Source organism: Pseudomonas sp. NFPP07 (genome assembly GCF_900115645.1).
Lineage (GTDB): Bacteria > Pseudomonadota > Gammaproteobacteria > Pseudomonadales > Pseudomonadaceae > Aquipseudomonas > Aquipseudomonas chlororaphis.
The window spans coordinates 288,855-313,044 of record NZ_FOXG01000003.1; the positions used below are offsets into that span (position 1 = coordinate 288,855).

The following is a 24,190-nucleotide window of genomic DNA, read 5'->3' on the forward strand; positions in this document are numbered from 1 at the left end:
GTGCGGCGTCGGCAAGCACCATTGGGTGTATCCGGCGCCGTTGCAATGCAGGCGGTCCGCCCTTACTTATAATGTTCTCCCTTCTTGGTGCGTAAATCCGATATGAGTTCCGCTCTGTCCATCCGGCAGCTAACCAAAACCTACGGCAACGGTTTCCAGGCCCTGAGTGGTATCGATCTGGATGTCGCCGAAGGTGACTTCTTCGCCTTGCTCGGCCCTAACGGTGCCGGCAAATCCACCACCATCGGCATCCTCTCGACCCTGGTCAACAAGACCAGCGGCACGGTGAATGTCTTCGGCCATGACCTGGACCGCGAGCCCGCCGCGCTCAAGCGCTGCATCGGCGTGGTGCCACAGGAATTCAACTTCAACCAGTTCGAGAAGACCTTCGACATCGTGGTGACCCAGGCCGGTTACTACGGTATCCCGACCAAGGTCGCCAAGGAGCGGGCCGAGCAGTACCTGACCCAGCTGGGCTTGTGGGACAAGCGCGATGTGCCGTCGCGCTCGCTGTCCGGCGGCATGAAGCGCCGCCTGATGATTGCCCGCGCCCTGGTGCACGAGCCGCGCCTGTTGATCCTCGACGAACCGACTGCCGGCGTGGACATCGAGCTGCGCCGTTCGATGTGGACCTTCCTCACCGAGCTGAACCAGAAAGGCATCACCATCATCCTCACCACCCATTACCTGGAGGAGGCTGAGCAGCTGTGCCGCAATATCGGCATCATCGACCACGGCACCATCGTCGAGAACACCAGCATGCGTCAGCTGCTCAGCCAGCTGCATGTGGAAACCTTCCTGCTCGACCTGAAGACCGACCTGAAGGTGGCGCCGCAACTGATCGGTTATCCAAGCAAACTGCTGGACAGCCACACCCTGGAAGTCCAGGTCGACAAAGCCGTGGGCATCACCGCGCTGTTCAGCCAGTTGGCCCAGCAGAACATCGAAGTGCTGAGCCTGCGTAACAAAACCAATCGCCTTGAGGAGCTGTTCGTGTCCCTGGTGGAGAAAAACCTGTCGAAGGTGGCGGTATGAGTTCCGAGCTACGGCCCAACCTTGTCGCGCTGAACACCATCGTCTATCGCGAAGTCCGGCGTTTTACCCGGATCTGGCCACAGACCCTGCTGCCGCCGGCGATCACCATGGTTCTGTACTTCGTGATCTTCGGCAACCTGATCGGCCGGCAGATCGGCGACATGGGTGGCTTCACCTACATGGAGTACATCGTGCCGGGCCTGATCATGATGTCGGTGATCACCAACTCCTACGGCAACGTGGTCTCGAGTTTCTTCGGCAGCAAGTTCCAGCGCTCCATCGAGGAGTTGATGGTGTCGCCGGTGTCGCCGCACACCATCCTCATCGGCTACACCCTGGGCGGTGTCCTGCGGGGGCTGGCGGTGGGGGTGATCGTGACGCTGCTGTCGCTGTTCTTCACCCACCTGCAGGTGCATCACCTGGGCATCACCTTGCTGGTGGTGGTCCTGACCGCGACGATCTTTTCGCTGTTGGGCTTTATCAACGCGGTGTTCGCGCGCAACTTCGACGATATCTCGATCATCCCGACCTTCGTGCTGACTCCACTGACCTACCTGGGCGGGGTGTTCTACTCCATCACCCTGCTGCCACCGTTCTGGCAGACGGTGTCGCTGGCCAACCCGGTGCTGCATATGGTCAACGCCTTCCGTTTCGGCATCCTCGGGGTTTCCGACATCCAGATCAGCGTGGCCATTACCTTCATGCTGGTGGCGACTGTGGTCCTGTACTTCGGTTGTGCCCGCCTGCTGGTCAGCGGTCGCGGTATGCGCCAGTAAGCCCGCGCAGATACAACAACGGCCTCCCTCGGGAGGCCGTTTGCGTTTCTACAGCCGGCTCTGCTTGCGGCGGCGCCATTGCCGGCTGACCCACCAGCGCCAGTACAGCATGGTCAGGCAATAGGCGAGGGCGCCCAGCACCAGGCCGGCCACCAGCGAGCCCAGCAGGAAAGGTTGCCAGAGGGTCGAGAGTTCGCCGCTGATCCATTCCCAGGTCAGCTCGTCGGGCAGGGTCCGGGCGGGTACGTTCATCAACCAGGCACCGATCTGGTAGGTGCAGAAGAACACCGGCGGCATGGTGATCGGGTTGGTCAGCCAGACCAGGCTCACGGCAATCGGCATGTTGCCGCGCACGGAAATGGCCAGCACGGCTGCCAGCAACATTTGCGCCGGGATCGGCATAAAGGCTGCGAACAGGCCGACCGCCATGGCGCGCGCCACGGAGTGCCGGTTGAGGTGCCAGAGGTTGGGGTCATGCAGCAACGTGCCAAGAAAGCGTAAGGACTTGTGTTCCCTGATGCTGGTCGGATCTGGCATGTAACGTTTGAATAGGCGCCGGGGCATAAGGCTTCTCGGTCAGTTCAAGCGGCAAGTATGCCCGGATTCTAGAAGGCGCCCATTCAGACTTTGTGACAAATGATAAAGCCGGCCCCCGGTCCGCTGAGCTAAGCCAGAGAGTGGGAACACTCAAAAACTGCTCAAGGACGGGCTTATGCGCACAGGGATGCTGGCGTTGGCGGCGGGGCTTTTGAGCCTGCGCTTTTTGCCGGCGCTGCCAGCGATCGGATGGCTGGCAGTGCTGCCGGTAGTGGCCTTGATGCTGTTGCCGTTTCGCACCTATCCATTGGCCCTTTTTCTGTTGGGCCTGGCGTGGGCCTGCATCAGCGCGCAATCGGCGCTGGATGATCGTTTGGCGGAACCACTCGACGGGCAGACTCGCTGGCTCGAAGGTCGAGTGGTGGGGCTGCCGCAGCAGGCCGAGGGGCTGGTGCGTTTCGAGCTGGAAGACGGGCGGGCGCGGCGCGGGCGAATCCCGCAACGCCTGCGCCTGGCCTGGTATGGCGGGCCGCCGGTGCACAGCGGCGAACGCTGGCGCCTGGCGGTGAAGCTCAAGCGACCTGCCGGCCTGGTCAATCTGCAGGCCTTCGATCACGAGGCCTGGTTGCTGGCCCAGCGCATCGGCGCCACGGGTACGGTCAAGGATGGGCAATTGCTGGCCGCCACCCGGGAGAGTTGGCGTGCGCGCATTCGCCAGCGCTTGCTGCAAGTCGATGCCCACGGGCGCGCCGGCGGCTTGGCGGCCCTGGTGCTGGGCGACGGCTCAGGGTTGAGCCAGGAAGACTGGAGTGTCTTGCAAGACACCGGGACCGTGCACCTGATGGTGATTTCCGGGCAGCACATCAGCTTGTTGGCCGCAGTGATGTACGCCCTGGTGGCGGGGTTGGCCCGCTACGGCCTGTGGCCCGGACGCAGGCCCTGGCTGCCCTGGGCCTGCGGGCTGGCATTCGCCTCGGCCCTGGGGTACGGGTTGCTGGCGGGGTTCGATGTGCCGGTGCGCCGTGCCTGTGTGATGGTGGCCCTGGTGCTGATCTGGCGCCTGCGCTTTCGCCACCTGGGCGCCTGGTGGCCGTTCTTGCTGGCATTGAATGCGGTGCTGTTGTTCGAGCCGCTGGCCAGCCTGCAGCCAGGGTTCTGGCTGTCCTTTACCGCGGTGGCGGTGCTGATCCTGATCTTCGGCGGGCGCCTGGGAGGCTGGCGCTGGTGGCAGTCCTGGACCCGTATTCAATGGTTGATCGCCATCGGCCTGTGCCCAGTGCTGCTGGCGCTGGGGTTGCCCATCAGTCTCAGCGGGCCGCTGGCCAATCTGCTGGCGGAACCCTGGATCAGCCTGCTGGTGCTGCCGCCGGCGTTGCTCGGCACTTTGTTGCTGGCGGTGCCTTACCTGGGCGAAGGCTTGCTCTGGCTGGCCGGTGGCTTGCTGGACCTGCTGTTCCGCGGCCTGACCCTGCTGGCTGCCCAGTGGCCGGCCTGGGTAGCGCCGGCCATACCGCTCTGGGCCTGGAGCATCAGCGCGCTGGGAGCCTTGCTGCTGTTGCTGCCTGCGGGCGTGCCGCTGCGTCCCTTGGGCTGGCCGATGCTGCTGTTGGTGGTGTTCCCACCGAAAAGCACGCTGCCATATGGCGAGGCGGAAGTCTGGCAGCTGGATGTCGGGCAGGGCCTGGCGGTGCTGGTACGGACTCGCGAGCATGCGATGCTGTATGACGCCGGTCCGCGTTTTGGCGATTCTGACCTGGGCGCGCGGGTAGTGCTGCCGTCCTTGCGCAAGCTGGGCGTCGCGCGCCTCGACCTGATGCTGCTCAGTCACGCCGATGCCGATCATGCCGGTGGCGCCGACGCCATCCAGCGCGGCTTGCCGGTGGCCAGGCTGGTCAGTGGCGATCCCGAGGGTTTGCCGGCCTATTTACCGGCAGAGCCTTGCGCCAGCGGCGAGCAGTGGCAATGGGACGGGGTGCGTTTTTCCCTGTGGCAATGGGCAGGTGCGCAGAACGGTAACCAGAAGTCCTGCGTGATGCAGGTCGAGGCCCAGGGCGAGCGTTTGCTGCTGACGGGGGATATCGATGCCCTGGCCGAACGCGCCTTGCTGGATACCCCGCTGGCCGTCGAGACCCACTGGTTGCAGGCGCCGCACCATGGCAGCCGCAGCTCGTCGTCCGCGGCCCTGCTCAAGGCCCTTGCGCCTTCGGCGGTGCTGATCTCCCGTGGGCACGGCAATGGGTTTGGGCATCCGCACCCGCAGGTCGTCGAACGTTATCGTCAGCAAGGGACCGCTATTTACGACAGTGCGGAGCAGGGAGCGCTGCGGCTGATGCTGGGCACTTACACCGAACCGACGAGCCTGCGGGCGCAGCGGCGCTTTTGGCGCAAATGGCCACTATCTCCTTAAATAACCGAGAGTTATTAAAGCCTGAAGGCATGCGACATCAGGTTCTTCGGTGCATTCGGCCCCTATGTTAGAGTGGCGCACTTTTTCGAGGGGACTGTCACTGTGTGGGAATTGGTCAAATCCGGCGGCTGGATGATGTTGCCGATCATTCTGAGTTCCATTGTCGCGGTCGGCATCATTGCCGAGCGTCTGTGGACCCTGCGGGCCAGCCGCGTTACCCCGCCTCATCTGCTGGGCCAGGTGTGGCGCTGGATCAAGGACAAACAGCTGAACAAGGACAAGCTCAAGGAACTGCGCGCCCATTCGCCCCTGGGCGAGATCCTGGCCGCCGGCCTCGCCAACTCCAAGCATGGCCGCGAGGTCATGAAAGAGTGCATCGAGGAAGCCGCCGCCCGGGTCATCCACGAACTGGAGCGCTACCTCAATGCCCTCGGTACCATCGCCGCCATGGCCCCGCTGCTGGGCTTGCTGGGTACGGTGCTGGGCATGATCGATATTTTCAGCTCGTTCATGGGCTCGGGGATGACCAGCAACGCCGCGGTGCTGGCCGGCGGTATCTCCAAGGCGCTGATCACCACCGCGTCCGGCCTGATGGTCGGTATCCCGGCAGTGTTCTTCCACCGTTTCCTGCAACGCCGGGTCGATGAGCTGGTGGTGGGCATGGAGCAGGAAGCCATCAAGCTGGTCGAAGTGGTGCAGGGCGACCGCGACGTCGATCTGGCCGAGGGCAAAGCGTGAAATTCCGCCGCAAGCCACGGGAAACCATCGATATCAACCTCGCGTCGTTGATCGACGTGGTGTTTATCCTGCTGCTGTTTTTCGTCGTGACCACCACCTTTACCCGGGAAACCCAGTTGCGCGTCGAGTTGCCGGAGGCCGTCAGCGGCTCGCCGGCCGAAGACCAGCAGACCAAGCAACTGGATATCGCCATCAGCGCCGACGGGGTGTTTTCGGTGAACAACCAGGTGCTGCCCAAGAGCGACCTGGCCAGCCTGATCGAAGCCTTGCAGAAGGAGTCGGCGGGTGACACCAACCTGCCGCTGTCCATCAGTGCCGACGGCAAGGCCCAGCACCAGGCCGTCATTACCGCGATGGACGCCGCCGGCAAGCTCGGTTTCAGCCATCTGCGCATGACCACCGTCGAGGCGGCGCCAGCACCCTGATGGCCATGTCCGATCGTTTGCTCGCTGCCTGGTACAACGGCCATCCCGCGCTGAAACTGCTGCAGCCCCTGGAGTGGCTCTATCGCCGGGTGGTGGTGCGCAAGCGCGAACGCTTCCTGGCCGGTGAGAGCCATGTTTACCAGCCGTCGGTGCCGCTGGTGGTGGTCGGCAATATCACCGTGGGCGGTACCGGCAAGACGCCGCTGATCCTGTGGCTGATCGAGCATTGCCGGCGCAGCGGGCTGCGGGTCGGCGTGGTCAGCCGTGGTTACGGCGCCAAGCCGCCGCAGTGGCCATGGCGGGTCACCGCCGAGCAGAGCGCCGCTGTCGCCGGCGACGAGCCTTTGCTGATCGTCCAGCGCAGCGGCGTGCCGCTGATGATCGACCCTGATCGCAGTCGCGCCGTGCGAGCCCTGCTGGCCGCCGAGCCGCTGGATCTGATTCTCTCCGACGACGGCATGCAGCATTACCGCATGGCCCGCGATCTCGAGCTGGTGCTGATCGACGCCGCGCGCGGGCTGGGCAACCGGCGTTGCCTGCCGGCCGGGCCGCTGCGCGAGCCGGTCGAGCGCCTGCAAAGCGTCGACGCAGTGCTCTACAACGGCGCCAGCGACGATCGCGAGGATGGCTTCGCCTTTCGCCTGCTGCCCACCGCCCTGGTCAATCTGCAAAGCGGCGAACGTCGCGGGCTTGAGCACTTCGCGCCGGGGCAGGCATTGCACGCGGTGGCCGGTATCGGCAATCCGCAACGTTTCTTCACTACCCTTGAAACGCTACACTGGCAGCCTGTCCCGCATGCTTTCGCCGACCACGCCGAATACAGTGCGCAGGCGCTGAGTTTCACTCCGGCGCTGCCGCTGGTCATGACCGAAAAGGATGCGGTGAAGTGCCGTGCCTTCGCGGCTCCCGACTGGTGGTACCTGGCGGTGGATGCTGTGCCATCCCCGGCCTTCGTGGCCTGGTTCGATACGCAGCTGATGCGCCTGTTGCCCGCTCGTCTTCTGCCTTAACGCTTCTATCCAGGGAATTCTCATGGACACCAAATTGCTCGATATCCTCGCTTGCCCGATCTGCAAGGGACCGCTCAAGCTCAGCGCCGACAAGACCGAGCTGATCAGCAAGGGCGCCGGCCTGGCCTATCCGATTCGCGATGGCATCCCGGTCATGCTGGAAAGCGAAGCCCGCACCCTCAGCACCGACGAGCGCCTGGATAAATGACCACAGCCTTTACCGTTGTCATTCCAGCCCGATTCGCCTCCACCCGCCTGCCGGGTAAACCGCTGCACTTGATCGCCGGCAAGCCGATGATCCAGCACGTCTGGGAACAGGCCTGCAAGAGCGCCGCCCAGCGCGTGGTGGTGGCGACCGACGACGCGCGAATCGTCGAGGCCTGCCAGGGCTTCGGCGCCGAAGCGGTGCTGACCCGCGAGGACCACAACTCCGGTACCGATCGCCTGGCGGAAGTCGCCAGCCAATTGGGCCTGGCCGCGGATGCCATCGTGGTCAATGTCCAGGGCGACGAGCCGCTGATCCCGCCGGCGGTGATCGATCAGGTGGCCGCCAACCTGGCCGCCCACACCGAAGCGAGCATGGCCACCCTGGCCGAGCCGATCGAAGACGTCGAGACCCTGTTCAACCCGAACGTGGTCAAGGTGGTCAGCGACATCAATGGTCTGGCGTTGACCTTCAGCCGCGCCACCTTGCCGTGGGCGCGCGATGCTTTTGCGAAGAATCGCGACCTGCTGCCGGAAGGCGTGCCGTATCGCCGCCATATCGGCATCTATGCCTACCGCGCCGGCTTCCTGCATGACTTCGTCAACTGGGGCCCGTGCTGGCTGGAGAACACCGAGTCACTGGAGCAGTTGCGGGCCTTGTGGCACGGCGTGCGTATCCATGTCGCCGATGCCCTGGAAGCGCCGCCTGGTGGTATCGATACCGCCGAAGACCTTGAGCGCGTTCGTCGCCTGCTGGAGGCCTGATGCGGGTTTTGTTTGTCTGCCTGGGCAATATCTGCCGTTCGCCGACGGCGGAGGGCGTACTGCGCCACAAGTTACGTGAAGCGGGGCTGGCCGACCGGGTCGAAGTCGCGTCCGCAGGGACTGGCGAATGGCACATCGGCAAGGCGCCGGACAAGCGCAGCCAGCGCGCGGCGCTGTTGCGTGGCTACGACCTGTCGGCCCAGCGCGCGCAGCAAGTCAGCAGCGCGGATTTTGCTCGCTACGACCTGATCCTGGCCATGGACGAGAGCAACCTGCGCAATCTCAAGGCGCTGCAGCCGGCCCAGGGCAAGGCCGAGCTGGACCTGTTCCTGCGCCGCTACGAGGCGGCGTTGGACGAGGTGCCGGATCCTTACTACGACGGTGAGCAAGGTTTCGAGCAGGTGCTGGACCTGATCGAGTACGCCAGCGATCGGCTGGTGATCGAGCTGAAGGGGCGGCTATGAGCTTGCATCTGCAGTCCCAGGTTTCCCTCAAGCCTTTCAACACCTTCGGCGTCGATGCGCGCGCGCAGCTGTTCGCCGAGGCCCACAGCGACGCCGACGTGCGTGAGGCGCTGGCCTATTCGGAGCAGTACCAACTGCCGCTGCTGGTGATTGGCGGCGGCAGCAACTTGCTGCTGACCGCGGATATTCCAGCGCTGGTCTTGCGCATGAGTACCTGTGGCATTCGTCTGCTGAGCGACGATGGCCAGCAGGTAGTAGTCGAAGCCGAAGCGGGTGAAACCTGGCATCCCTTCGTGCAGTGGACCTTGCAACAGGGCTTGTGCGGCCTGGAAAACCTCAGCCTGATTCCGGGGACCGTGGGCGCCGCACCGATGCAGAACATCGGTGCCTACGGGGTCGAGATCAAGGATGTGTTCGCCGGCCTGACCGCTCTGGATCGGCAGAGCGGTGAGTTGCGCGACTTCAGCCTGGAAGAGTGTCAGTTCGCCTACCGCGACAGCCTGTTCAAGCGAGAGGCCGGCCGCTGGCTGATTCTGCGGGTGCGTTTTGCCCTGGCCCGCAGCGAGCATCTGCACCTGGAATATGGCCCGGTGCGCCAGCGCTTGAGCGAGCAGGGCATCGAGCAGCCGACGGCCAGCGATGTCAGCCGCGCCATTTGCAGCATCCGCAGCGAAAAACTGCCGGACCCGGCGGTACTGGGCAATGCCGGCAGTTTCTTCAAGAACCCGGTGGTGTCCGCTGCTCTGGCGGCCGAGATCAGGCAGCAGCATGCGGGGCTGGTGGGTTATCCACAGGCGGACGGGCAGGTGAAGCTGGCCGCTGGCTGGTTGATCGAACAGGCGGGCTGGAAGGGCTTTCGCGATGGCGATGCCGGGGTGCATCGTTTGCAGTCGCTGGTGCTGGTCAACTATGGCGGTGCCACGGGCTTGCAGCTGTTAAGCCTGGCACGAAGGATCCAGCAGGATATTGCCGAGCGCTTCCATGTTCAGCTGGAGATGGAGCCCAATCTCTATTGAGCCCGTTGAGCTAAGCTCAAAGCTCGCCAGCAAAGCCTTGCACGGGTTCACACCCTGCAAGGCTTTTTTGTTAATTGCGGCTTAACTTAGCCTGCTAACAATGCAACTATTTGTACCCCAAAGGCCCGGTGAAGACTCCCCGTCTTCATAAGAGAGCCCATTAGCCTGAGTCGATCTGCTCCTGCAAGTCGTTGTGCTCAACGGCAGATTGCTCGACCCCATAAACGGAAAATATGCGGGCGTGCCCATGATTACCCTGAAACTCAACGGTCAAGATCACCCACTGGATGTCACCGAGGACATGCCGCTGCTCTGGGCTATCCGCGACGTGGCGGGCTACAACGGCACCAAGTTCGGTTGCGGCATGGGCCTGTGCGGCGCGTGCACCATCCATATCGACGGCGCCCCGGCGCGCAGTTGCATCACGCCGATCGGCTCGGTGGTCGGGCAGGACGTCAGCACCATCGACAACCTGCACAGCGACCCGGTCGGCAAAGTCGTGCAGCAGGCGTGGCTGGACAGCGCGGTGGCCCAGTGCGGCTACTGCCAGGGCGGGCAGATCATGTCGGCCACCGCCTTGCTCAAGGTCAACCCCAACCCCAGCGACGAACAGATCGAAGCCGCCATGGTCGGCAACATCTGCCGTTGCGGCACCTACAACCGGATCAAGACGGCGATCCGCCAGGCCTCCACCCACCTGAAGGAGGCCAAGGCATGAGCCAGCTGCCGAATGATTTTGCCTTGAGCAACCTCAGCCGCCGCGGTTTTCTCAAAGGCGTCGGCGCCACCGGCGCATTGGTGCTGGCGGCCAGCTGGGGCTGGCAGGACGCTTTCGCCGAAGAGAAGAAGTTCGGTGCCGACGGCATGCCCAACGGCTGGGTCGATGACCCCAAGGTGTACGTGAGTATCGCCGCCGACGGCAGCGTGACCGTGCTCTGCAACCGTTCGGAAATGGGCCAGGGTGTGCGTACCAGCCTGAGCATGGTGGTCGCTGACGAACTGGAGGCCGACTGGGCGCTGGTGAAGGTCAGGCAGGCGCCGGGCGACGAGGCGCTGTTCGGTAACCAGGACACCGACGGTTCGCGCAGCATGCGCCATTGGTACGAGCCGATGCGGCGCTGCGGTGCGGCGGCGCGGACCATGCTCGAGCAGGTGGCGGCCGAACAATGGAAAGTCCCGCTGGCCGAGTGCCGGGCCCAGTTGCATAAAGTGGTCCACCAGCCGAGCGGCCGTGAACTGGGCTACGGCGCCCTGGCCGCCGCGGCGAGCGCCCTGGCGGTGCCGGCCCGCGACAGCCTGCGGCTGAAGCAACCGAGCGAATTCCGCTACATCGGCAAGGAGGGCACCCGCGCCATCGATGGTGCGGATATCGTCAATGGCCAGGCGGTCTACGGCGCCGACGTGCATTTCGACGGCATGCTCTTCGCGACGGTTGCACGCCCACGGGTCTATGGCGGCAAGGTCAAATCCTTCGATGGCAGCGCGGCGCTGAAGGTGCCGGGCGTGATCAAGGTGGTGCAGATCGAAAGCCGCCCGCTACCTTCCGAGTTCCAGCCGCTGGGCGGCGTGGCAGTGATCGCCAGCAATACCTGGGCGGCAATCAAGGGCCGCGATGCGTTGAAGATCGAGTGGGACGATGGCGTCAACGCCGGCTACGACTCGATTGCCTACCGCAAGGAGCTGGAAGCCGCGGCGCTCAAGCCCGGCAAGGTAGTGCGCAGCACTGGCAATATCGACGACGCCATGAGCAGCGCCGACAGCAGCCTGGAGGCCTCCTACTACCTGCCGCACCTGGCGCAGGCGCCGATGGAGCCGATGGTCGCCGTGGCGCGCTTCCAGGGCGGCCAGTGCGAAGCCTGGGCTCCGAGCCAGGCGCCACAGGTGACCCGCGAACGTATCGCCGAGCGCCTGGGCATTCCCTTCGACAAGGTGACGGTCAACATCACCTTGCTCGGCGGTGGCTTCGGGCGTAAATCCAAGCCCGACTTCATCCTCGAGGCGGCGATCCTCGCCAAGGAAATGCCGGGCAAGGCGGTACGGGTGCAATGGACCCGCGAAGACGACATTCACAACTCCTACTTCCACACCGTGTCGGCGGAATACCTCAAGGCCAGCCTGAACAAGGACGGCATGCCGTCCGGCTGGCTGCACCGCACCGTGGCACCGAGCATCACTGCGCTGTTCGCCCCGGGCATGAACCATGAGGCGGCCTTCGAGCTGGGCATGGGCTTTACCAACCTGGCCTATGCGATTCCCAACGTGCGCCTGGAAAACCCCGAGGCCGCTGCGCATACCCGGGTTGGCTGGTATCGCTCGGTGTCGAACATCCCCCACGGTTTCGCCATCCAGAGCTTTGTCGACGAACTGGCGCACAAGGCGGGTCAGGACCCATTGAAGTACCAGCTCAAGCTGCTGGGGCCGGATCGTCAGATCGACCCACGGACCTTGAGCGAAGAATGGAACTACGGCGAGTCGCCGGAGCGTTACCCGATCGACACCGCGCGCATGCGCGGCGTGCTGGAGACCGCGGCCAAGGCGGCGGGCTGGGGACGCAGTCTGCCCAAGGGCCGCGGCCTGGGGCTGGCGGTGCACTACAGCTTCGTCACCTATGTGGCGGCGGTGATCGAGGTCGAGGTCAAGGATGATGGCACCCTGATCGTGCACAAGGCCGATATCGCCGTGGACTGCGGTCCGCAGATCAATCCCGAGCGTATCCGCTCGCAGTTCGAGGGCGCCTGTGTGATGGGCCTGGGCAATGCGGTGGTGGGTGAGATCAGCTTCAAGGACGGCAAGGTCCAGCAGGACAACTTCCATATGTATGAAGTGGCGCGCATGTCCCTGGCGCCGAAAGAAGTCGCCGTGCATCTGGTGACGCCACCAGGCGATGTGCCGCTGGGTGGTGTCGGTGAGCCGGGCGTGCCGCCGATCGCGCCGGCCCTGTGTAATGCGATCTTTGCCGCCACCGGCAAGCGCATCCGCAACCTGCCAGTGCGTTACCAGCTGCAAGGCTGGCAACAAGCGAGCAAGGCCTGATGGACAGCGTTGATCTGAATGTCCTGCGCAGCGTGCTGGAATGGCGCCGCGCGGGGCAGCGCGTGACCTTGTACAGCGTGGTCCAGACCTGGGGCAGCGCGCCGCGGCCACCGGGGGCCATGCTGGCCTTGCGTGAAGACGGCATGGTGATTGGCTCGGTCTCGGGCGGTTGTATCGAGGACGACCTGATCGCCCGTTTGCACGATGGCCGCCTGCCTCTGGACGGGCCGCCGGTGCAACTGGTGACCTATGGCGTGACCCGCGAGGAGGCCGCGCGTTTTGGCCTGCCGTGCGGCGGCACCCTACGCCTGATCGAGGAGCGGGTTGGCGATCCGGCCTGGGTCGCGGAACTGCTGGCTCGTTGCGAGGCGCATGAAATCGTCGCCCGGGAGTTGAACCTGAGCAGCGGTGAAGTGCTGCTGAAACCGGCCAGCAAGACCGACGTGCTGAGTTTCGATGACACCACCCTGCGGGCGATCTATGGCCCGCGTTGGCGGCTGTTGCTGATCGGCGCCGGGCAGTTGTCGCGGTATGTAGCGGAAATGGCGCGGTTGCTGGACTTCGAAGTACTGATCTGCGATCCGCGCAAGGAGTTTGTCTACGGTTGGGAAGAGCAGCACGGACGTTTTGTACCGGGAATGCCGGACGATGCGGTGCTGAATATCGAGACCGACGAGCGTACGGCCATTGTCGCGCTGACCCATGACCCCCGGCTGGATGACATGGCGCTGTTGACCGCGCTCAATTCCCGGGCGTTTTACGTCGGGGCGCTGGGCTCTCGGGTCAATAGTCAGAAGCGTCGGGAGAATCTGGCCCAGCTGGGGCTGGAGCCGCAGGCCATCGAACGCTTGCACGGGCCCATCGGCCTGCATATCGGCAGTCATACACCGGCGGAGATTGCCCTGTCGGTGATGTCGGAGATCGTTGCCATCAAGAACGGCATCGACCTGTTGCAGAAAAAGCCGCCCCAAGTGGCTGCGCAGGTGAGCGCGTGAGCGAGTCGCTGTGCGCGGTCATCCTGGCCGCGGGGCAGGGCAGTCGTTTCCGACAGGCGGCGGGGGGCGGGCAAGACAAGTTGCTGGCTCCATGCCTGGGACGAGATGCGGTGATCAGGCCGGTAGTCGAGCAGGTCCTGAGGAGCTTGCCCGCATTGCTGGCCCGTAGAGTCCTGGTGACAACGCCGGACCGTACCGAGGTGATTGCCTTGGCTGAAGCCTATGGCTGCCAGGTGGTGCTTCTGGATTCGCCGGGCATGGGCGACAGCCTCGCGGCCGCCGTCGCAGCCTGTGCCGATACCAGTGGCTGGCTGGTGGTGCTGGGGGATATGCCCTTTATCCTGCCGTCGAGTATCGAGAGCGTGGTGCGGGAACTGGGCGAGCAAATGATCCGGGTGCCTGTTTATAAGGGGGCCTATGGTCACCCGGTGGCTTTTGGCGCGGCCTTTGGTCAGGCGTTGCAGGGCCTTTCCGGGGATCGGGGAGCCAGGCCATTGTTTGCCGCGGGGCAGGTTGTCGAGGTGGAACTGGCGGATGCTGGCGTGTTGTGGGACGTGGATGTGCCGCAGGCGTTGGTTTTTACCGATTGAGATCGCTGGGCTCGCTTTCGCGGCGAAGATGTTGATCGAAGAATTGCAGGCATAAAAAAAGCCCCGCCTGGGTGACCAGGCGGGGCTTTTTATCGGGCTAGGAATCAGACGAGGGGTTTAGGCTCGTGCTCTTCTTCCTGGGCCTTGGGCTTGTGCTCTACCACTTCTTCGACGGAGCGCGGGGCTTCGTCGGCGGCAGGCGCAGGTTGCTCGATGATCGGTTCGGCAGCAGGAGCTGCCTCGACCACCTCGGCAACCACCGGCGCAGGCTCGGCGGCCACTACGGCTTCTGCCGGAGCTTCAGCGGCGGCAGCGGCAGCCAGCTCGGCTTCCTTCTGCAGACGCTCGGCTTCGCGCTTGCGACGACGCACTTCACGCGGGTCGTTTGGCGCGCGACCGGTGCTGGTCAGGGCGCTGGCCGGAGCGGCCTCGACAACCGGTGCAGCCACTTCGGCGGCAGGTGCCTCAACCGGCGCTTCCGGTGCGGCAGCCACAGGCTCGGCAACTACAGGTTCAGCAGCCACGACTGCTTCAGCCACAACTTCTGCGACTGGCGCAGGCGCTTCGGCAATGATCGCCTCGGCGGCACGCTCGAAGGCACTAGGCGCTTCCTGGGTTGGTTCTGCCGCTGGTGCTTCGGCGACTGGCGCTTCGACCACTGGCTCGGCAACGACTGCAGGTTGTTCTGCAACAATTGCAGGTTGCGCAGCCTGTTCTTCGTGCTGTTCTTCACGAACCTGGGCGACTTCAACAGCAGGTGCTGCTGGAATCTCTACCGCAGTGGTGGCCTCGACGACCGGTGCTTCGACGGTCGGTGCGGCTTCCTGGACGGCGGCGGTGGCACGTTCGGCCTGCTCGTGAGCCTGGGCTTCGGCCGGGGCGCTGATCACGGTGCTGGCAACGGCAGCGGTTACCGCCAGGCCTGCGGCCAGATCGGCGCTGCTTGGCTCTTCGCTGTTTTCTTCCGAACCTTCGATCACATTGCCGTTGGCGTCACGCTGACGCTCGCGACGGTTGCTGCGACGACGCTGGCCACGGGAGCGGCGGCGTGGACGATCGCCCTCGGCGTTCTCCTGACCGTCTTCCTGCAGTTGCTCTTCGTTCGGCAGCAGCTCTTCTTCAGCTACGGCAGCGGCCTGTTCGGCGCGAGGTTGGCGCTCTTCACGCGGTGGGCGCGGTTGACGCTCTTCGCGTGGCTGACGAGCCGGGCGTTCTTCGGCGGCAGCGACAGCGGCAGGAGCAGCGTCCAGCGGTTCGCGCAGTTCACGCACGCGTTCTTCACGCTCGCCGCGTGGCTTGCGGTCTTCACGTGGTGGGCGTGGTTGACGCTCTTCGCGTGGCGGACGTGGCGCGCGCTCTTCGCGAGCGGTGGCCTGGACTTCCTCGCGAGCCTCGCGAACTTCACGTGGCTGACGCTCTTCGCGGGCTTCGCGCGGTGCGCGCTCTTCACGAGGGGCGCGTTCTTCGCGTGGCTTGCGCTCTTCGTCGCGGCGACCGTTGCGATTGCGGCTCTGCTGACGACCGTTACGGCGTTCTTCGTTGCGTGCAGGACGCTCGGTGGCCGGTTTTTCAACCACGACCGGAGCGGCTGGCTCTTCCTTGGTGGCGAACAGGCTGACCAGGGACTTCACCAGGCCCTTGAACAGGCTTGGCTCGGCAACGGCGGCCGGAGCGGCAACCGGGGCGGCGACCACTTCGGTTGGAACCGGTGCATTGGCACGGGCTGGAGCGGTCTTGACGGCGGCTTCCTGGCGAACCAGGGTGCGGGTCGCGGCGGCTGGCTGGACTTCTTCGGCCTCGGCAGCGGCAGCGGCGATTTCGTAGCTGGACTGGTTGATGCCGGCTTCCGGGCTGTCATCACGCAGACGCTGGACTTCGAAGTGCGGCGTTTCGAGATGGTCGTTCGGCAGAATGACGATACGAGCACGGGTGCGCAGTTCGATCTTGGTGATCGAATTGCGTTTTTCGTTGAGCAGGAAGGCAGCAACCGGAATCGGCACTTGGGCGCGAACTTCGGCGGTGCGATCTTTCAGGGCTTCTTCTTCGATCAGGCGCAGGATCGCCAGCGACAGCGATTCGACGTCGCGGATGATGCCGGTGCCGTTGCAGCGTGGGCAGACGATGCCGCTGCTTTCGCCGAGGGATGGACGCAGGCGCTGGCGGGACATTTCCAGCAGGCCGAAGCGCGAGATGCGACCGACCTGGACGCGAGCGCGGTCGGCTTCCAGGCATTCGCGGACTTTCTCTTCCACGGCGCGCTGGTTCTTGGCCGGGGTCATGTCGATGAAGTCGATGACGATCAGGCCGCCGATGTCACGCAGGCGCAGCTGGCGAGCGATTTCTTCCGCTGCTTCCAGGTTGGTCTGCAGGGCGGTTTCTTCGATGTCGCTGCCTTTGGTGGCGCGCGCCGAGTTGATGTCGATGGACACCAGGGCTTCGGTCGGATCGATAACGATGGAGCCGCCGGAAGGCAGTTCGACGACGCGCTGGAAGGCGGTTTCGATCTGGCTTTCGATCTGGAAACGGTTGAACAGCGGAACGCTGTCTTCATACAGCTTGATCTTGCTGGCGTACTGCGGCATCACCTGGCGGATGAAGGTCAGGGCTTCGTCCTGGGCTTCAACGCTGTCGATCAGCACTTCGCCGATGTCCTGGCGCAGGTAGTCGCGGATGGCGCGGATGATCACGTTGCTTTCCTGGTAGATCAGGAAAGGCGCCGCGCGGTCCAGCGAGGCTTCTTTGATGGCGGTCCAGAGTTGCAGCAGGTAGTCGAGGTCCCACTGCATTTCTTCGCTGCTGCGGCCCAGGCCGGCAGTGCGGACGATCAGGCCCATGTCGGCAGGGGCGACCAGGCCGTTCAAGGCTTCGCGCAGTTCGTTGCGCTCTTCGCCTTCGATGCGACGGGAGATGCCGCCGGCACGCGGGTTGTTCGGCATCAGCACCAGGTAACGACCGGCCAGGCTGATGAAGGTGGTCAGGGCAGCGCCCTTGTTGCCACGTTCTTCTTTTTCGACCTGAACGATGACTTCCTGGCCTTCGCTCAGGACGTCCTTGATATTGACGCGGCCTTCGGGAGCTTTCTTGAAGTATTCGCGGGAGATTTCTTTGAGGGGCAGGAAGCCGTGGCGCTCAGAGCCGAAATCGACAAAGGCAGCCTCGAGGCTTGGTTCGATGCGAGTGATACGGCCTTTATAGATGTTGGCCTTCTTCTGCTCGCGTGCACCGGATTCGATGTCCAGGTCGTAGAGGCGTTGGCCATCTACCAGTGCAACACGCAACTCTTCGGGTTGAGTTGCGTTAATCAGCATTCTTTTCATGTAGTACCGTCGGTTTCCGGGCTGCCGGAAACGGCGTTCGGCACACACGACTTCTCACGGTCGGTGTCAGGTGCGTCAGGAGCGGTTGGCCGCTCCAGTGTCTAGCGAAATCCGGCCAGTTGGGGCGAACTCGCGACTCACGCGTCCTGCTTGCTGGGGTGACAAAAGGCACCTCTTAAGCAAAAGCTCAATCAGGAGGAGGAATCAACCGGCGACTGTGGACGAGATGAAGCGTCTTGATAAAGCCTAATGCTACACAGTCCGACGGTTGTGCATCTCCACCCTACACGTATCCCTGATAATTCGGGTGCTGCCGCGCGCAGAATCCGCAGCGGGTTGGCATTTACCGTGAGCTCCGAAAGGGGAGCTCACGCATCATGGCTAATTTAGGCGGTGTTTCCGAAGCGCTCGCTCGGGTTCGTTCGTAGCTGACTGCACTTTGTGAACTGGCCGTGAATATTTGCTCGAAAGGCGAGTGGAAACTCTGCTTTTCGGCGTGCTTCAGGCCTCATGTCACCTGCGCTTGTTACAACTGCAAAACTCCACCGTTCGTAGCGAAAGCCCCGTAGGACGGCCTCGCATCCTGGTGAATTGCGTTGGTCAGGGCCGGCTGTTGGCCGTTGGTCCGCTGTCCAGGCCGCTTTTGGCGGCGTTCGCGACTATAGCAGTAATCATTAAGTGCTTCAATTCCATAAAAAATTGTTATCATTTGCGCCATGACGACTACTGCCCCCTCGACCCCAGGCGTTCAACTGCTTGAGGTCTCGCCGGAATATGCCGGCCAACGAATCGACAATTTCCTCCTCGCTCGGCTCAAAGGCGTGCCCAAGACCTTGATTTACCGCATTTTGCGCAAAGGCGAAGTGCGGGTGAACAAGGGGCGGATCAAGCCCGAATACAAGCTGCAGGCAGGCGATATCGTGCGCGTGCCGCCGGTGCGCGTGCCGGAGCGTGACGAACCCGTGCCCGTGGCGCAGGGTTTGTTGCAGCGCCTGGAAGCTTCGATTGTCTATGAAGACAAAGCCTTGATCGTGATCAACAAGCCCGCCGGCATCGCTGTGCATGGCGGCAGCGGTCTGAATTTTGGGGTGATCGAAGCCTTTCGTCAGTTGCGCCCGGACGCCAAGGAGTTGGAGCTGGTCCATCGCCTCGACCGCGATACTTCCGGCCTGCTGATGATCGCCAAGAAACGCAGCATGCTGCGTCATTTGCATGAAGCCTTGCGCGGCGATGGTGTCGACAAGCGCTACATGGCGCTGGTGCGCGGCAACTGGGCGACCTCGATCAAGCAGGTCCGTGCGCCGCTGCTCAAGAGCAACCTGCGTTCCGGCGAGCGCATGGTCGAAGTGAATGAAGAGGGCAAGGAGGCCTTGACCGTGTTCAAGGTGCTGCGTCGCTTCGGTGACTTCGCCACCATGGTCGAAGCCAAGCCGGTGACCGGTCGTACTCACCAGATCCGTGTGCATACCCTGCATGCCGGGCATTGCATTGCCGGCGACAGCAAGTATGGCGATGACGATTTCACCAAGGAAATCCGCGATCTGGGCGGTAAGCGCCTGTTTCTGCATGCCTATATGCTGACCGTGCCGCTGCCCGATGGCGGCGAGCTGAAATTGCAGGCGCCGGTGGATGAAATGTGGGCCAAGACCGTGGAGCGCCTGAGTGCACCCTGATTACAAACTGCTGATCTTTGATTGGGACGGCACCCTGGCAGACTCCATTGGTCGGATAGTCGAGGCCATGCATGTGGCCTCCGATCGCTCGGGGTTTGCCCGGTGCGACGATTTTGCGGTCAAGGGCATTATCGGCCTGGGATTGCCGGAGGCGATCCGCACGCTGTATCCGCACATCAGCGATGCCGAGCTGGTAGATTTTCGCCAGCACTATGCCGATCACTACATCGCTCTCGAGGCCGAGCCTTCTCCATTGTTTGCCGGGGTGGTGCAGTCTCTCGAAGCTTTCCGGCGCGAGGGATATCATCTGGCGGTAGCGACCGGTAAGGCGCGTCGTGGTCTGGATCGGGTGTTGAAGGCGCATGGCTGGGAAGATTATTTCGACATCACCCGCGCTGCCGACGAAACCGCGAGCAAGCCTCATCCGCTGATGCTTGAGCAGATCCTGGCGCATTGCGAGGTGCGCCCCGAGCAGGCGTTGATGGTCGGTGATTCCTCTTTCGACCTGCTGATGGCGCGTAATGCAGGCATGGCATCGGTTGCGGTCGGTTATGGCGCGCAATCGCTGGAAGCCTTGCAGGCTTACGAGCCGCGCCTGTCTATCGATAGTTTTCCTCAATTGCATGCCTGGCTTGGCTGGCGGGGCAATTGAGTCTTTTGGGGTAAAAGCATGAGCGACGAATGGAAGGCGCCGAGTAAATCGGCTGCCGACAGTGCTGACGACAAGAGCTGGAAATTGCTGGAAAAGACCCTGTTGGCCGGTGTGCAAGAACAGCGGCGTTCGCGGCGCTGGGGGATTTTCTTCAAACTCCTGACCTTTGTTTATCTGCTTGTGGCCCTGGCGCTGTTTACGCCGTTGATGGATATGGAAAAAACCGCCACCCGCGGGGCTGGTTACACGGCATTGATCGAGGTGGCGGGCGTGATCGCGGACAAGGAGTCGGCGAGCGCCGACAACATCGTGACCGGCTTGCGTGCGGCTTTCGAGGACTCGAAGGTCAAAGGCATTGTGCTGCGTATCAACAGTCCTGGCGGTAGCCCGGTGCAGTCGGGTTATGTCTATGACGAAATCCGTCGCCTGCGTGGCTTGCATCCGGATATCAAGGTGTATGCAGTGATTTCCGACCTGGGAGCTTCCGGCGCCTACTACATTGCCAGCGCCGCCGATCAGATCTATGCCGACAAGGCGAGCCTGGTCGGTTCTATCGGGGTCACGGCGGCCGGTTATGGTTTCGTCGGTACCATGGAGAAGCTGGGTGTGGAGCGTCGTACCTACACCTCGGGTGAGCACAAGTCGTTCCTGGACCCGTTCCAGCCGCAGAAGCCCGAGGAAACCCAGTTCTGGCAGGGCGTGCTGGATACCACTCATCGCCAGTTCATCGCCAGCGTCAAGCAGGGGCGTGGCGAGCGTCTCAAGGACAAGGATCATCCGGAGCTGTTCTCCGGCCTGGTCTGGTCCGGCGAGCAGGCACTGCAACTGGGCTTGATCGATGGGTTGGGGAGTGCCAGCTCGGTTGCCCGGGATGTGGTCGGCGAGAAGGAGTTGGTGGATTTCACCGTGCAGGAGTCGCCTTTCGATCGCTTCTCGAAAAAGCTGGGTGCCAGTGTTGCCGAGCATTTGGCCATGTGGATGGGCTTTCAGGGGCCGACACTGCGTTGATTGCGCTGTTTTAAAAAGAGCCGGCCTTATGGCCGGCTTTTTTAGTGTGGGTGGTCAGGGGATTTCTACGCTTTCGGCGAGCAGCATGTCTACCAGGCGGATCAGCGGCAGGCCGATCAGGCTGCTGGCGTCGCTGCCCTCGGTGCTGCGGAACAGGCTGATGCCCAGGCCCTCGGCCTTGAAGCTGCCGGCACAGTCATAAGGCTGTTCGGCGTGCAAGTAGCGTTCGATGCGGGCAGGGCTCAGCTCGCGCATATGCACGGTGAAGGGTACACAGTCGACCTGGCAGTGGCTGCTCTTGCTGTTGAGCAGGGCCAGGCCGGTGAGAAAGGTCACGCTGGCGCCGCTGGCGGCGAGCAATTGCTCGCGCGCCTTTTCGAAAGTGTGGGGCTTGCCGATGATGCGCTCGCCGAGCACCGCGACCTGGTCCGAGCCAATGATCAAGTGTCCCGGGTGGGTGGCGGCCAGCGCTCGGGCTTTCTCTTCGGCGAGGCGTTTGACCAGGTCGCTGGCGGATTCTCCGGGGCGGTGGCTTTCGTCGATATCTGGAGAGCTGCAGGTAAATGGCAGGCGCAGGCGGGTGAGCAATTCGCGCCGGTAGGCCGAGCTTGAGGCAAGTAATAAAGGCAGCATGCGCATCTCCTGAGGCTGGCCGCGAATTCTAGCGGGGCTTGCAAGTGACGGACAGGGCTGAATTTCCTTTGACATGGCCGGGGGCATCCCTATAATGCTGCGCCTATGTTGAATGACCCGATTCCACCTCACGTTGACCCGCGCAAATTGGCTGACCGTGGCACCACCCTTCAAGGTGAACTGCTGCTGGCCGATTTGAAGAGACTCTGCGACCCGCTTTCCGACGATGTCGGTACGGTGCAGGCTAAATTCGTTTTTGAACGAGATGAACGTAAATCTGTGGTGATCCACAGCTTTATCGACACTGAAGTCAAAATGGTTTGCCAGCGTTGTCTTGAGCTGGTCACCCTGCCGATCCACAGCGAATGCAGTTACGCTGTGGTGAAGGAGGGTGCGAATACCCAGTCGTTGCCGAAAGGTTATGACGTGCTGGAACTGGGCGAAGATCCTTTGGATCTGCAGGCTTTGATCGAGGAGGAGCTTTTGCTCGCCTTGCCCATCGTGCCTGCTCATCATCCGGAAGAATGCCAGCAGCCGGCGGGTCTCGATGAGCCCGAACCGAGCGAGGACGAGGTAACGCGGTCCAACCCGTTCAGTGTATTGGCGCAGTTAAAGCGTGACCCAAACGTTTAGGAGTTAATCAATTATGGCTGTTCAGCAGAACAAAAAATCCCGCTCTGCCCGTGACATGCGTCGTTCGCACGACGCTCTCGAGGCTAGCACCCTGTCCGTAGAAAAGACCACTGGTGAAGTTCACCTGCGTCACCACGTATCGCCAGAAGGCGTATACCGTGGTCGTAAAGTGATCGACAAGGGCGCTGACGAGTAATCCTTGTCCGCTCAAGTCATCGCGATTGACGCAATGGGCGGGGACTTCGGTCCCCGCAGCATTGTTCAGGCCAGCCTTGCTTGCCTGTCTGCCACCCCCTCGCTGCACCTGGCCCTTGTCGGCCAACCTTTCCTTCTAGAAGAACTGATTTCCGGTCATTCGGCTGTGGATCGCGCGCGCCTGACGGTTGTGCCCGCCGCAGAAGTCATTGGCATGGATGAAAAACCTTCCCAGGCTCTGCGTGGCAAGCCGGACTCCTCCATGCGAGTGGCGTTAGAGCTGCTGCGTGATGGCAAGGCCCAGGCCTGTGTCAGCGCCGGCAATACCGGTGCGCTGATGGCGTTGTCGCGTTATGTGTTGAAAACCCTTCCGGGCATCGATCGTCCGGCGATGGTGGCGGCTATTCCAACCCAGCGCGGCTATTGCCAGCTGCTGGATCTGGGGGCAAACGTCGATTGCAGCGCCGAGCACCTGTTCCAGTTCGCGGTCATGGGCTCGGTGGCAGCCGAGACGTTGGGGGTCGTTCGTCCGCGAGTGGCGTTGCTCAATATCGGTACTGAAGACATCAAGGGCAATCAGCAGGTCAAGCTGGCAGCTAGCCTGCTGCAGAATGCCCGGGGTCTGAATTACATCGGTTTTGTCGAGGGCGACGGATTGTATCGCGGCGAGGCGGATGTGGTGGTATGCGACGGTTTTGTCGGCAATATCCTGCTCAAGTCCAGCGAGGGGCTGGCGACCATGATTGCCGCGCGTATCGAATCCCTGTTTAAGCAAAACGCGGTTTCCCGTGTGGTCGGTGCTCTGGCGCTGCCGCTGATGCGGCGTCTGCAGGCCGATCTGGCGCCGGCGCGACACAATGGCGCGAGTTTTCTCGGCTTGCAGGGAATAGTCGTGAAAAGCCACGGTTCGGCAGGGGTTCAGGGTTTCCAGAGTGCGATTCAACGGGCGTTGATCGAGATCCAGGAAAACCTCCCGGAGCGCCTGCATGGGCGGCTCGAAGATCTGTTGCTTTAGGCGTTTGCACTCGGAAATGCTTAAATGTGACCGCTCAGTTCAATTGGCCATCCAACTCTCAGTTTCTTGCGTCCACCACGGTGGGGCGTCAATTCTCCGACGACAAGATCATTAGGGGCTTGTTACATGTCTGCATCCCTCGCATTCGTCTTTCCTGGACAGGGCTCGCAGTCCCTCGGCATGTTGGCCGAGTTGGGCGCGCAGTACCCGTTGATCCTCGAAACCTTCAAAGAAGCTTCCGATGCTCTGGGCTACGATCTCTGGGCCTTGACCCAAGAGGGTCCCGAAGAGCTGCTCAATCAAACCGACAAAACCCAGCCAGCCATTCTGACCGCCTCCATCGCCCTGTGGCGTCTGTGGCTGGCGGAAGGCGGTGCGCGCCCGGCATTCGTCGCCGGCCACAGCCTGGGTGAATACAGCGCGCTGGTTGCCGCTGGCAGCCTGACTCTGGGCGAAGCCGTGAAGCTGGTAGAGCGTCGCGGCCAGTTGATGCAAGAAGCCGTTCCTGCGGGGCAGGGCGGTATGGCGGCGATTCTCGGCCTGGAAGATGCCGATGTGCTGGCCGCTTGTGCCGAAGCCGCACAAGGCGAAGTGGTCAGCGCGGTCAATTTCAACTCCCCGGGCCAGGTGGTGATCGCCGGCGCCAAGGCCGCTGTCGAGCGCGCCATCGAGGGTTGCAAGGCGCGTGGCGCCAAGCGCGCCATGCCATTGCCTGTCAGCGTGCCATCACACTGCGAGCTGATGCGTCCGGCTGCCGAGCGTTTCGCCGAGTCGATTGCCGCCATCAACTGGCAGGCGCCACAGATTCCGTTGGTACAGAATGTCAGCGCCGATGTGGCGCCGGATCTCGAAACCCTCAAGCGCGACCTGCTGGAGCAGTTGTACAAGCCGGTGCGTTGGGTGGAGTCGGTGCAGACCCTGGCCGCCAAGGGCGCTACCCAGCTGGTCGAGTGCGGTCCGGGCAAGGTCCTGGCGGGTCTCAACAAGCGCTGCGCCGAAGGCGTATCGACCTCTAACCTGAACACCCCAGATGCCTTCGCTGCCGCTCGCGCAGCGTTGGTCTGAATTA

General features: G+C 62.9%; 24 protein-coding genes. 21 read left to right on the forward strand and 3 right to left on the reverse strand.

Annotated elements, in window-relative coordinates:
* Positions 1–102: 102 nt before the first annotated feature.
* Positions 103–1,035: an ABC transporter ATP-binding protein gene (locus tag BM019_RS09440; RefSeq protein WP_007931649.1), complete on the forward strand. Its 933-nt coding sequence runs from the start codon at positions 103–105 to the stop codon at positions 1,033–1,035.
* Positions 1,032–1,811, forward strand: a complete 780-nt coding sequence (locus BM019_RS09445) for an ABC transporter permease (protein ID WP_007931651.1) — start codon at positions 1,032–1,034, stop codon at positions 1,809–1,811. The genes BM019_RS09440 and BM019_RS09445 overlap by 4 nt, the downstream gene beginning before the upstream one ends.
* A gap of 48 nt (positions 1,812–1,859) precedes the next feature.
* Here the strand turns inward: BM019_RS09445 and BM019_RS09450 are convergent, their stop codons facing one another.
* Entirely contained in the window at positions 1,860–2,375 is a 516-nt protein-coding gene (locus BM019_RS09450) for a DUF2062 domain-containing protein (RefSeq protein ID WP_007931653.1), read from the reverse strand.
* 148 nt (positions 2,376–2,523) lie between these two features.
* Between BM019_RS09450 and BM019_RS09455 the strand changes: the two genes are divergently transcribed.
* The 12 genes from BM019_RS09455 to BM019_RS09510 all read left to right on the forward strand — a co-directional run bounded on the left by BM019_RS09455 (position 2,524) and on the right by BM019_RS09510 (position 13,995).
* Complete coding sequence (locus BM019_RS09455; RefSeq protein ID WP_092418113.1) at positions 2,524–4,755, forward strand: DNA internalization-related competence protein ComEC/Rec2; 2,232 nt, start codon at positions 2,524–2,526, stop codon at positions 4,753–4,755.
* Positions 4,756–4,857: 102 nt separating this feature from the next.
* On the forward strand, positions 4,858–5,493 hold the full coding sequence (locus tag BM019_RS09460; protein WP_007931657.1) for a MotA/TolQ/ExbB proton channel family protein: 636 nt from the start codon (positions 4,858–4,860) through the stop codon (positions 5,491–5,493).
* The gene (locus BM019_RS09465; protein ID WP_007931660.1) at positions 5,490–5,918 is read left to right on the forward strand and encodes an ExbD/TolR family protein; all 429 of its coding nucleotides are present in this window, start codon (positions 5,490–5,492) and stop codon (positions 5,916–5,918) included. Before BM019_RS09460 ends, BM019_RS09465 begins: the two co-directional genes overlap by 4 nt.
* Positions 5,918–6,928 (forward strand): tetraacyldisaccharide 4'-kinase, encoded by a 1,011-nt coding sequence (gene lpxK / locus BM019_RS09470; RefSeq protein ID WP_092418114.1) that lies wholly within the window; start codon positions 5,918–5,920, stop codon positions 6,926–6,928. Before BM019_RS09465 ends, lpxK begins: the two co-directional genes overlap by 1 nt.
* Positions 6,929–6,950: 22 nt before the next feature.
* Complete coding sequence (locus BM019_RS09475) at positions 6,951–7,136, forward strand: Trm112 family protein (protein WP_007931663.1); 186 nt, start codon at positions 6,951–6,953, stop codon at positions 7,134–7,136.
* The gene (gene kdsB / locus BM019_RS09480) at positions 7,133–7,897 is read left to right on the forward strand and encodes a 3-deoxy-manno-octulosonate cytidylyltransferase (protein ID WP_009042838.1); all 765 of its coding nucleotides are present in this window, start codon (positions 7,133–7,135) and stop codon (positions 7,895–7,897) included. Before BM019_RS09475 ends, kdsB begins: the two co-directional genes overlap by 4 nt.
* Positions 7,897–8,361 (forward strand): low molecular weight protein-tyrosine-phosphatase, encoded by a 465-nt coding sequence (locus BM019_RS09485; protein WP_092418115.1) that lies wholly within the window; start codon positions 7,897–7,899, stop codon positions 8,359–8,361. The genes kdsB and BM019_RS09485 overlap by 1 nt, the downstream gene beginning before the upstream one ends.
* Entirely contained in the window at positions 8,358–9,377 is a 1,020-nt protein-coding gene (gene murB / locus BM019_RS09490) for a UDP-N-acetylmuramate dehydrogenase (RefSeq protein ID WP_092418116.1), read from the forward strand. The genes BM019_RS09485 and murB overlap by 4 nt, the downstream gene beginning before the upstream one ends.
* 247 nt (positions 9,378–9,624) lie before the next feature.
* Complete coding sequence (locus BM019_RS09495; RefSeq protein ID WP_062823186.1) at positions 9,625–10,095, forward strand: (2Fe-2S)-binding protein; 471 nt, start codon at positions 9,625–9,627, stop codon at positions 10,093–10,095.
* Positions 10,092–12,410, forward strand: a complete 2,319-nt coding sequence (locus tag BM019_RS09500; protein ID WP_092418117.1) for a xanthine dehydrogenase family protein molybdopterin-binding subunit — start codon at positions 10,092–10,094, stop codon at positions 12,408–12,410. The genes BM019_RS09495 and BM019_RS09500 overlap by 4 nt, the downstream gene beginning before the upstream one ends.
* Positions 12,410–13,405, forward strand: a complete 996-nt coding sequence (locus tag BM019_RS09505) for an XdhC family protein (RefSeq protein WP_092418118.1) — start codon at positions 12,410–12,412, stop codon at positions 13,403–13,405. Before BM019_RS09500 ends, BM019_RS09505 begins: the two co-directional genes overlap by 1 nt.
* Positions 13,402–13,995, forward strand: a complete 594-nt coding sequence (locus tag BM019_RS09510) for a nucleotidyltransferase family protein (RefSeq protein WP_092418119.1) — start codon at positions 13,402–13,404, stop codon at positions 13,993–13,995. The genes BM019_RS09505 and BM019_RS09510 overlap by 4 nt, the downstream gene beginning before the upstream one ends.
* 104 nt (positions 13,996–14,099) lie before the next feature.
* On the opposite strand, the gene rne is transcribed toward BM019_RS09510, so the two are convergent.
* Positions 14,100–17,312 carry a ribonuclease E gene (gene rne, locus BM019_RS09515; RefSeq protein WP_092418120.1) on the reverse strand — a complete coding sequence of 1,071 codons (3,213 nt, stop codon included), beginning with the start codon at positions 17,310–17,312 and terminating at the stop codon, positions 14,100–14,102.
* Between the two features lie 716 nt (positions 17,313–18,028).
* Here rne and rluC point away from each other — a divergent pair.
* From rluC to sppA, 3 genes are read left to right on the forward strand one after another with little or no spacing between them, the layout of a single operon-like run.
* Positions 18,029–18,985, forward strand: coding sequence for a 23S rRNA pseudouridine(955/2504/2580) synthase RluC (gene rluC, locus BM019_RS09520; RefSeq protein WP_007928042.1), 957 nt, complete (start codon positions 18,029–18,031; stop codon positions 18,983–18,985).
* Positions 18,975–19,637, forward strand: a complete 663-nt coding sequence (locus BM019_RS09525; protein ID WP_092418121.1) for an HAD-IA family hydrolase — start codon at positions 18,975–18,977, stop codon at positions 19,635–19,637. The genes rluC and BM019_RS09525 overlap by 11 nt, the downstream gene beginning before the upstream one ends.
* Before the next feature lie 18 nt (positions 19,638–19,655).
* On the forward strand, positions 19,656–20,645 hold the full coding sequence (sppA, locus tag BM019_RS09530; protein WP_007928048.1) for a signal peptide peptidase SppA: 990 nt from the start codon (positions 19,656–19,658) through the stop codon (positions 20,643–20,645).
* Positions 20,646–20,699: 54 nt separating this feature from the next.
* Here sppA and BM019_RS09535 read toward each other — a convergent pair whose 3' ends face one another.
* Positions 20,700–21,278, reverse strand: coding sequence for a Maf family protein (locus BM019_RS09535; protein WP_092418122.1), 579 nt, complete (start codon positions 21,276–21,278; stop codon positions 20,700–20,702).
* Positions 21,279–21,383: 105 nt separating this feature from the next.
* Here BM019_RS09535 and BM019_RS09540 point away from each other — a divergent pair, with 105 nt between their 5' ends.
* From BM019_RS09540 to fabD, 4 genes are all read left to right on the forward strand, one after another.
* The gene (locus BM019_RS09540; protein ID WP_007928051.1) at positions 21,384–21,911 is read left to right on the forward strand and encodes a YceD family protein; all 528 of its coding nucleotides are present in this window, start codon (positions 21,384–21,386) and stop codon (positions 21,909–21,911) included.
* Between the two features lie 13 nt (positions 21,912–21,924).
* Entirely contained in the window at positions 21,925–22,107 is a 183-nt protein-coding gene (gene rpmF, locus BM019_RS09545; protein WP_003179396.1) for a 50S ribosomal protein L32, read from the forward strand.
* 3 nt (positions 22,108–22,110) lie between these two features.
* Positions 22,111–23,121: a phosphate acyltransferase PlsX gene (gene plsX / locus BM019_RS09550; RefSeq protein ID WP_009042849.1), complete on the forward strand. Its 1,011-nt coding sequence runs from the start codon at positions 22,111–22,113 to the stop codon at positions 23,119–23,121.
* Between the two features lie 126 nt (positions 23,122–23,247).
* On the forward strand, positions 23,248–24,186 hold the full coding sequence (gene fabD, locus BM019_RS09555; protein WP_009047834.1) for an ACP S-malonyltransferase: 939 nt from the start codon (positions 23,248–23,250) through the stop codon (positions 24,184–24,186).
* The last annotated feature ends 4 nt before the right edge of the window (positions 24,187–24,190 follow it).

Excerpts from the sequence above, each read along its gene's own strand:
- BM019_RS09440 (WP_007931649.1), top strand. The coding sequence starts at position 103 with ATGAGTTCCGCTCTGTCCATCCGGCAGCTAACCAAAACCTACGGCAAC.
- BM019_RS09445 (WP_007931651.1), top strand. The coding sequence starts at position 1,032 with ATGAGTTCCGAGCTACGGCCCAACCTTGTCGCGCTGAACACCATCGTC.
- BM019_RS09450 (WP_007931653.1), bottom strand. The coding sequence starts at position 2,375 with ATGCCCCGGCGCCTATTCAAACGTTACATGCCAGATCCGACCAGCATC.
- BM019_RS09455 (WP_092418113.1), top strand. The coding sequence starts at position 2,524 with ATGCGCACAGGGATGCTGGCGTTGGCGGCGGGGCTTTTGAGCCTGCGC.
- lpxK (WP_092418114.1), top strand. The coding sequence starts at position 5,918 with ATGGCCATGTCCGATCGTTTGCTCGCTGCCTGGTACAACGGCCATCCC.
- BM019_RS09475 (WP_007931663.1), top strand. The coding sequence starts at position 6,951 with ATGGACACCAAATTGCTCGATATCCTCGCTTGCCCGATCTGCAAGGGA.
- kdsB (WP_009042838.1), top strand. The coding sequence starts at position 7,133 with ATGACCACAGCCTTTACCGTTGTCATTCCAGCCCGATTCGCCTCCACC.
- BM019_RS09485 (WP_092418115.1), top strand. The coding sequence starts at position 7,897 with ATGCGGGTTTTGTTTGTCTGCCTGGGCAATATCTGCCGTTCGCCGACG.
- murB (WP_092418116.1), top strand. The coding sequence starts at position 8,358 with ATGAGCTTGCATCTGCAGTCCCAGGTTTCCCTCAAGCCTTTCAACACC.
- BM019_RS09495 (WP_062823186.1), top strand. The coding sequence starts at position 9,625 with ATGATTACCCTGAAACTCAACGGTCAAGATCACCCACTGGATGTCACC.
- BM019_RS09500 (WP_092418117.1), top strand. The coding sequence starts at position 10,092 with ATGAGCCAGCTGCCGAATGATTTTGCCTTGAGCAACCTCAGCCGCCGC.
- BM019_RS09505 (WP_092418118.1), top strand. The coding sequence starts at position 12,410 with ATGGACAGCGTTGATCTGAATGTCCTGCGCAGCGTGCTGGAATGGCGC.
- rne (WP_092418120.1), bottom strand. The coding sequence starts at position 17,312 with ATGAAAAGAATGCTGATTAACGCAACTCAACCCGAAGAGTTGCGTGTT.
- rluC (WP_007928042.1), top strand. The coding sequence starts at position 18,029 with ATGACGACTACTGCCCCCTCGACCCCAGGCGTTCAACTGCTTGAGGTC.
- sppA (WP_007928048.1), top strand. The coding sequence starts at position 19,656 with ATGAGCGACGAATGGAAGGCGCCGAGTAAATCGGCTGCCGACAGTGCT.
- BM019_RS09535 (WP_092418122.1), bottom strand. The coding sequence starts at position 21,278 with ATGCTGCCTTTATTACTTGCCTCAAGCTCGGCCTACCGGCGCGAATTG.
- BM019_RS09540 (WP_007928051.1), top strand. The coding sequence starts at position 21,384 with ATGTTGAATGACCCGATTCCACCTCACGTTGACCCGCGCAAATTGGCT.
- rpmF (WP_003179396.1), top strand. The coding sequence starts at position 21,925 with ATGGCTGTTCAGCAGAACAAAAAATCCCGCTCTGCCCGTGACATGCGT.
- fabD (WP_009047834.1), top strand. The coding sequence starts at position 23,248 with ATGTCTGCATCCCTCGCATTCGTCTTTCCTGGACAGGGCTCGCAGTCC.